Here is a 7721-nt window from a genome sequence, read left to right as displayed (position 1 = left end):
CACCGCGGGGTGTCAGGCTCCCCGCGTCATCGTTGACCTCCATCGCGAGCAAGCTCGCTCCTACAGGCTCTTCCAAGTGACCCGCCGTMAGGGCGGAACCCTAAGTGGCCGTTACCGCAGCAATGAATATGTACACCAGGAAGAAAATGCTCGGCCGTCAGTTGCCATCGCTGGCAAGCCGGATCGCCGCACCGCAGCTTCTACAGGTATCGATGTTCCCCGGGATTCCGTGAAGAACCATTAAAAAGCCCGGCAGGGTTAACCTGCCGGGCTTTTTAATGTCTGATGCCAAGGATCAGCAGGTGCAGCACATCAGCGGCATGCCATTGCAGCTCATCATCATCGGCATGCTGCAGTCGTTCATCATTTTCATCATCAGGGCGCAGCAGCTTTTCATCATGTCCATGTCCATGCCTGCCATCGGCATGATTTTGCACATCATGCAGTCATCCATCATGGTGCACTCCATCACGCACTTCATCGATGGCATCGGCATGCCCATCATCGGCATTGGCATCATCATGTTCATCATCGGCATGGCCATGCTCGCCGGGGACATGCACATCATGCTCATGTTGCCGCAATGCATCATCATCGGCATGCCGCAGTTCATCATCATCTGCATCATTTCGGCGCTGTTCTTGAACATCGCCATGTCCATGCCAGCGGCCGGCATCATCTTGCACATCATGCCATCGTCCATCATGTCGCAGGTCATGGTCGCCATCATCATCGGCATGCCCATCATCGGCATGTTGGTGTTCATTGGCATTTGCATCTGCATGGCGTTCATCATGGTGTTGTTCCCCGGAGGATTTGAGAGTTGGACGAAGCTGATGGAGGGGATTCTAAGGATTGGCGGATGGCCGGCAAGAGGGTGATCCAGCAGCAAAAACGGACGTCAGAGCCAGATTAATGAAGTACCAGGGGGAGTTACGACTGTTTTAGCAGCCGCTTAATTGCCATTGCAGATTTCTTTAAAGCCATCACGCCGTTTCATCGGCTTTGGATATGCAACTTAAATCTTTTTACATAACTGAAAGAAATAAACGATCTAACCAGTATCGACTTGTTTTTCTTCTCCGCCGGGAGACGGACCATACGCCCCCCTATCATGTAAAAACTCGAGAGACTTCAACGTTTCTTACTTCGCCGTAATCACCGACAGCCTGGTAATCCCCGCCCGTTCGATCGAAGCCATCGCCCGCGCCACTTCGCCATAATTCACCCCGTTGTCGGCTTGCAATTGCACGCGCACGTCAGAGTTTTTCGCCTTGGCGGCCTGCAGGTTGAACTCGAGCAAATCAGGCTGGATTTCGTCTTTGTTGATGAACACCTTGCCCTTGTCGTCGATGCTCACCACCAGCGGATCTTTCTGCTCCACCGGCGCCACCGCTTCGGTCTTCGGCAGGTTGATCGGAATGGAGTTGGTCAGCAGCGGCGCAGTGACGATGAACACCACCAGCAGCACCAACATGACGTCCACCAGGGGTGTGACGTTGATCTCGCTGAGCACTTCATCGCTGTCTTGTGTGGAGAATGCCATTTCAGGAGGCCTCCTTGACTTTCTGAGCGGCGACGGTGGCGCCGGACTTGCTCAATACCGGGTGCAACAGCACACGGAACGAATGCTTCTGCGCCAGGCTGTAGAAGTCGTGGGCAAAGTCGTCGAGGTCGGCGGCAGTCAGTTTCAGGCGACGCAGAAAGTAGTTGTAAACCAGCACCGCCGGTACCGCGACAGCGATGCCGACACCCGTGGCGACAAGGGCAGCACCGATCGGCCCGGCCACGGTTTCCAGGCTCGCCGAGCCCGCCGCACTGATGCCTTTGAGCGCCGACATGATTCCCCACACAGTCCCGAACAGTCCGATAAAGGGCGACGTGCTGCCAATGCTGGCGAGGATGGCCAGGCCGCTTTCCAGCGAGCGCCGCTCACGCACGATCTGCTGACGCAAGGCGCGCTCGAGACGGTCCTGGTGGTTGATCGACTGACTGAGATCGGTGTTCTGGTTGTCGCTCACCTGAATCGCTGCATAACCGGCCAGTGCCACACGGGCTGCCGCTCCAGGCTGGTCATGGGATAGTTCGGCGGCCGAATCCAGGCTGGAAGCGGCCCAGAATTGTTTATGGAACTTGCGGTCTTGCGTCTTCAGGCGGGTGAACTGCAAACCCTTGAGCAAGGCCAGGCCCCAGGTCGCGACGGAAAAGAGGATCAGCAGCCAGATGACGGCGTGTTCGATGGATTCGAAAGGGGATGCGATCAGGTTCATGGTCAGGCTCTCCAGCAAGGCATTGGATCGGTTGTAGCGATGCGCCTTGTGTCAGGTAGCCCGCGGTGTAAATCAGAAGGGTTGAGTCACTTGATTTTGAAGTCGATCGGCACGCTGACCCAGCCGTCCTGGGCGACATCGCCCTGTTTGGCCGGCACGAAACTCCAGCGCTTTACCGCTGCCAGCGCCGCGTCATCGAGTTGATCGCGACCACTGCTTTTCTGGATCTGGATTTCACCCGGTTTGCCGCTGGCCAATACATGTACCCGGAGCAACACCGTGCCTTCCCAGCCACGACGCATCGCCAGCGACGGATACTCCGGTGCCGGATTGCGCAAGTAAGCAGCGCTGGCCGAGGCCGGCGTCACCGGTTTCGGTGCAGGCGGTGCAGCAGGAGCTGGCGCGGCGACCGGTTGTAGTGGCGCAGGCGGCGCCGGTGGCTGCTCCACAGGTTTTGCCACGGGTTTAGGTACAGGTTTGACCACCGGTTTTGGTTTGGGGACCGGTTTGGGTGGCGGTGGTTTCACGGCCAGTTCATCTTCCACCGGCGGTGGCGGTTCGAGCACCGGCTGCGGGATCGGCTCAGGCGGCGGCGGTACCACCACCGGTGGTGCCGGTTGCGAGAATTCGATGGTCATCGGTGGAATCTGCGGCGGCACCACGGGCAGTTGAGGCGCAGGTGCCTGGTTGATCCAGACAATGACCGCACCATGCAACACCAGCGCGAGCACACCCAACAAGACCACTTCGCGACGACTCAACACGCGCTTGGGCGTGCTGTGCAGCCGCGACAACGCCAGGGGTTCGCGAAAAACCCGACCGATGTCGAGAAGTTCACCGCCGGGTAGCGGGTGTCGGAACACCTCTAGGGCACTGGCGGCGCTCTGGACATTGCCCATTGATAGACTCCTGTAATTCATCAAATTGAACACGCGCCGCGACCCGGACTACCGCGCCGTCTCTGACTGCGTCACCGTCAACGGTGCCGCGCAAAACACCGCAGTGTCCGTGAGCTTCTCCACGTCGACGCGATGGGGAAAGATGTTCTTTTCCACGAATAGATCATCGACTTGCTGCAAGGCCTGGACATCCCGCGACTCGACCGGCAACAGCGACTCGTCGCCCCAGCTGCGCAGGCGTTGCGAGACATCCAGCGGTATGTCGTTGACCTTGGCGAAGACCCGGGCGTACTCGTCAGGGTTCTGCCGGGCCCACTCGAACGCCTTGGCGAAACGCTGCAGCACGTCACTGAGCGCCTTGCGCTTGAGCGGGTCGGTGAGGACTTCATCCGAGGCGGTAATGAAGGTCAGCCCGGTGTTGATGCCCTCGCCGCTGATCAGCACTCGAGCACCCTGCTGCTCGGCAAACGCCTGATAGATACCGAACGTGGCCCAGGCTTCGATCTTGCCGGCGTTGAAGGCTGCCAGGGCGTCGGTCGGCAGGACGAACCCGATGTTGACGTCTTTCTCGTCGACCCCGGCATTGGCCAGCGCACGAATCAACAGGTACTGGGAAATGCTGCCTCGGGCCGAAGACACCACAACGTTTCGGCCTTTCAGATCCGCCACGCCATGAATGGCCGAATCGGCGGGTACCAGGATCGCAATCCCTCTTGATTGACTGCGCCGAACGGCGACGATGCGCAACGGTGTCCCGCCGGTGGCGGCCGCAAGCACCGGCGTATCACCGGCCGGGGCCAGATCGACGGCGCCGGCGCGCAGGGCTTCGAACAAGGGCGCCGCGCCCTGGAAGTTCGCCCACTCGACCTTGTAGTCGATGCCCTCCAGCGCGTTCGCTGCCTCGACCACGGTGCGCAAGCCTTTGGCTTGATCGCCCAGCACCAGCGTCACACCGGACAAGTCAGACTGAACAGCGGATGCCGTTTTGTGGTCGACCGTTTCACCGCAACCACTGAGCAGCAGTGCGGCTCCCGAGAGCAACACCGCTGCAGATTTCCATACGCGTAGCGACATGGCGGACCTTCCCTGATTCAAAAGACTGGAAGCGAAATCAGCCATGGGCGAAACGCCGGACCCAAGTGTTGGGTGCCCGGCGCTCAGCGACGGCAACGGCTTCCACTTCAACCCCCAACAGACCCAGCAACCGCGCGCGGATGGCCTGAAAACCTTCCTGGCCGGAGTCTCGGGCCCGGGGCAGATCGATGGTCAATTGGTCGGCGATCTTGCCATTGGCCAGCACGATGACCCGGTCAGCCAGCAGGATGGCTTCATCCACATCGTGGGTCACCAGCAACACCGCCGGCGTGTGTTTACGCCACAACTCGATGATCAGCCGATGCATGCGAATCCGGGTCAACGCATCGAGTGCAGCGAACGGTTCATCCAGCAACAACAGTTTGGGTTCGCGGACCAAACCACGGGCCAGCGCCACGCGTTGCGCTTCACCGCCGGAGAGCGTGGCCGGATAGGCTTCGAGCCGATGAGCCAGCCCCACTTCGGTCAGGGCCTGTACCGCGCGCGCCTTGGCGTCCGGGATATGCAGGCCGAGAATCACGTTCTTCCAGGCGCGCTTCCAGGGCATCAGACGAGGTTCCTGAAACACCGCCGCCCTCGCCTTCGGCACCAGCAATTGACCACTGTCGATACTGTCGAGCCCGGCCAGGCTGCGCAGCAAAGTGGTCTTGCCCGAACCGCTGGCCCCCAGCAACGCGACAAATTCGCCGGGAGCGATATCCAGATCCAGGCCATCGATGACCCGTTGCTGGCCAAACTGGCGCACCACATTGCGCAGTTGTACCGGTGCTGCCGAATGTATTGCTTTGGACGCGTCCAGAAGATCGATGCTCGACATATCAATTCCTCACAAAAGTTGGGCGCCAGGCCAGGGCGAAACGCTCCAGCGTGCGGATCAGTCCGTCGATCAACAGACCGAGGACGCTGTAAATCAGCAGGCAAATGACGATCACATCGGTGCGCATGAAATCCCGCGCATCACTGGCCAGGAAGCCAATGCCGGCGGTGGTGTTGATTTGCTCGACGAACACCAGCGCCAACCAGGAAATCCCCAGGGAGTAGCGCAGGCCGACAAAGAACGAGGGCAAGGAACCCGGCAGAATCACGTGCCAGATCAACTCGCGGCGGCTCAGGCCCAGGGTGTTGGCGGCCTCGATCAGTTTGGGGTCGATATTGCGAATCCCGGCGAACAGGTTCAGGTACACCGGGAACGTCGTACCGGTGACGATCAGCGCGATCTTGGTGAATTCGCCGATGCCGAACCAGAGAATGAACAGCGGCACCAACGCCAGCGAAGGAATGGTGCGCAGCATTTGCAGCGGCGAATCGAGTACCACCTCGCCCCGCTTCGACAACCCGCTGATCAAGGCCGCGACCACACCAATACTGACGCCGATACTCAAGCCCACCAGCGCCCGTTGCAGTGACACCAGCAAGTGCTTGCCCAGTTCGCCGGACGCGATCATGGCCCAGAGTGTGCCGCCGATCTGCGAGGGCGCCGCGATGACACGCTGCGGAATCAGCCCCGCTTGCGACGCCAGTTCCCATAACAGCAACAGCGCGATCGGGCTGAGCAAACGCAGCAACACTTCAGGTGTCCGCCAGTTGCGCAGCCAATGGGGGAGCAGCCTCGACGCGCCCTGCAACTCACCTGTGTGGCGAGCAGCCTTGGTGACGGAAAACGAGCTGCTGGCGCTCGATGTATCGAAGGTCTTTTCAGTCATCAGGCTTCCTTCCTCATAAAGAACATGGCCAGAGGTGCCATGCGTGAGCTTCGGTTTTCATGCTATTCGCATAAAAAACCTCAGTGAAATTCTTTTTGGGAATAACCTAATATGATTAAAAATCAGATAGCAGGCCAGCCTGATAAATTGTTTGCATGATAAGTGCAGCCGCTGCGGGCTGCATGGAAGGCGTCGCTTAAAATGCGCATTACTCATACAAGACAATTTAAGTCATTCATTATTTTAATAATTAACTTAGAACCAAACGGCATTTCACAGCCACAGCCGCTACGCCTATTTTTGGCCCTACAGACCGACCCCAATGCCAGGTGGAGGCTTGAATCACACCTATTCAATGAAAAGGAACTCCCCATGACGATTGAATTCATCGGCTACATCGGCGGTCACCAATCTTCGGAAATCCACCCTCGCAGCGGTCCTGTCCTGCAGCCCGACTATGTGGAAACAGTGGCACGCGCCCATGACGAGGCCGGGTTTGACCGGGCCCTGATAGCCTTCCACTCCAACAGCCCGGACAGCACGCTGATTGCCTCGCACGCCGCCAGCGTGACGAAAAACCTCAAGTTCCTGATTGCCCATCGACCGGGTTTTGCCGCGCCGACCCTGGCCGCACGCCAGTTCACCACCCTCGATGTATTCAATGGCGGGCGCACCGCCGTCCACATCATCACCGGCGGCGATGATCGGGAACTGCGTGCCGATGGCAGCTACATCGACAAGGACGAGCGCTATGCGCGCACCGACGAATACCTCGACGTGCTGCGTCAGGAATGGACCAGCGAAAAACCCTTCGACCATGAGGGCAAGTATTACCAGTTCGAAGGCGCCCACTCCGCTGTGAAGTCACCGCAACTGCCGCACATTCCGTTGTATTTCGGCGGTTCATCGACGGCGGCCATCGAAGTTGCGGGCAAGCATGCGGACGTGTATGCGCTGTGGGGCGAAACCTACGAACAAGTGCGCGACGTGGTGAAGCAAGTGCGCGCCGAGGCCGCCAAACACGGTCGTAGCATTCGCTTCAGTTTGTCGCTGCGCCCGATTCTGGCAGACACCGAGGACCAGGCCTGGGAACGCGCCGAGCGCATCCTGCAACAGGCCACCGCGCTGGCCGAACAGAACGGATTTGTGCGCCGCGAACCACCCAACGAGGGCTCTCGCCGACTGCTCGCCGCTGCCGCCCAAGGCGCACGCCTGGACAAGCGACTGTGGACCGGCATCGCCGGGCTGCTGGGCGCACAAGGCAACTCGACCTCACTGGTCGGCACTCCAGAACAAGTGGCCGAAGCCTTGCTCGACTACTACGACCTGGGCATCACCACGTTCCTCATTCGTGGCTTCGATCCGCTTGAAGACGCCATCGACTACGGCAAGCGCCTGATCCCGCTGACCCGCAAACTGGTGGCTGAACGTGAGCGGCAAAACGCAGAAAAAGTCGCTTAACCGCGATGAATAACCAATGTGGGAGCGAGCTTGCTCGCGATGAGGCCGGCACTTCCAACATCTACTTCGCCTGACACACCGCTATCGCGATCAGGCTCGCTCCTACAAGGTTATTGGGCGTTTCCAGGATTTGTGTCCGGCTGCAATCCCCTGTGGGAGATTCTATGGTTGAGGGGAACCCCTCAACCTGCTTTCGGTTGGTATTCGCCTTGCCCTTTCAGCAGTGCAAATACGATCCGGGCAAGTTTGCGGGCCAAGATCACCAGTGCCTGCGTGGTGCTGAACCCTTTGGC

At 59.2% G+C, this 7721-nt stretch carries 9 protein-coding genes and 1 pseudogene; 2 read left to right on the top strand and 8 right to left on the bottom strand.

The genetic code is table 11. From position 1 onward, the window contains the following. Nucleotides 1-244 (top strand): hypothetical protein (locus AC1DKH_RS30060; RefSeq protein ID WP_477800195.1); only part of this gene is annotated, 244 nt, incomplete at its 5' end. A 51-nt stretch (nucleotides 245-295) separates the two neighbouring features. On the opposite strand, the gene AC1DKH_RS30055 is transcribed toward AC1DKH_RS30060, so the two are convergent. The 7 genes from AC1DKH_RS30055 to AC1DKH_RS30025 form a co-directional block, all read right to left on the bottom strand. After that, the gene (locus AC1DKH_RS30055) at nucleotides 296-796 is read right to left on the bottom strand and encodes a hypothetical protein (protein ID WP_477764356.1); all 501 of its coding nucleotides are present in this window, start codon (nucleotides 794-796) and stop codon (nucleotides 296-298) included. Nucleotides 797-1144: 348 nt separating this feature from the next. After that, on the bottom strand, nucleotides 1145-1546 hold the full coding sequence (locus AC1DKH_RS30050; RefSeq protein ID WP_477755663.1) for an ExbD/TolR family protein: 402 nt from the start codon (nucleotides 1544-1546) through the stop codon (nucleotides 1145-1147). 1 nt (nucleotide 1547) lies between these two features. Further along, a complete protein-coding gene (locus AC1DKH_RS30045) occupies nucleotides 1548-2270 on the bottom strand; it encodes a MotA/TolQ/ExbB proton channel family protein (RefSeq protein WP_477755662.1) in 723 nt (240 codons plus the stop codon). Between the two features lie 86 nt (nucleotides 2271-2356). After that, nucleotides 2357-3169, bottom strand: a complete 813-nt coding sequence (locus AC1DKH_RS30040) for an energy transducer TonB (RefSeq protein WP_477800194.1) — start codon at nucleotides 3167-3169, stop codon at nucleotides 2357-2359. A gap of 48 nt (nucleotides 3170-3217) precedes the next feature. Continuing rightward, nucleotides 3218-4243 (bottom strand): ABC transporter substrate-binding protein, encoded by a 1026-nt coding sequence (locus tag AC1DKH_RS30035; RefSeq protein WP_477800193.1) that lies wholly within the window; start codon nucleotides 4241-4243, stop codon nucleotides 3218-3220. Nucleotides 4244-4280: 37 nt separating this feature from the next. Beyond that, nucleotides 4281-5081 carry an ABC transporter ATP-binding protein gene (locus AC1DKH_RS30030; RefSeq protein WP_477800192.1) on the bottom strand — a complete coding sequence of 267 codons (801 nt, stop codon included), beginning with the start codon at nucleotides 5079-5081 and terminating at the stop codon, nucleotides 4281-4283. Between the two features lies 1 nt (nucleotide 5082). Then, the gene (locus tag AC1DKH_RS30025; protein WP_477800191.1) at nucleotides 5083-5967 is read right to left on the bottom strand and encodes an ABC transporter permease; all 885 of its coding nucleotides are present in this window, start codon (nucleotides 5965-5967) and stop codon (nucleotides 5083-5085) included. 372 nt (nucleotides 5968-6339) lie between these two features. Between AC1DKH_RS30025 and AC1DKH_RS30020 the strand changes: the two genes are divergently transcribed. After that, nucleotides 6340-7428: an LLM class flavin-dependent oxidoreductase gene (locus tag AC1DKH_RS30020; protein ID WP_477800190.1), complete on the top strand. Its 1089-nt coding sequence runs from the start codon at nucleotides 6340-6342 to the stop codon at nucleotides 7426-7428. Between the two features lie 182 nt (nucleotides 7429-7610). On the opposite strand, the pseudogene AC1DKH_RS30015 reads toward AC1DKH_RS30020, so the two are convergent. Continuing rightward, nucleotides 7611-7721: pseudogene (locus AC1DKH_RS30015) on the bottom strand (IS110 family transposase); the annotation flags it as partial.

The sequence above is a fragment of the Pseudomonas sp. 05L36 genome, assembly GCF_056398125.1.
The sequence above is the reverse complement of the archived record's forward strand: the minus strand, read 5'-3'. Positions and strand labels throughout refer to the sequence as shown.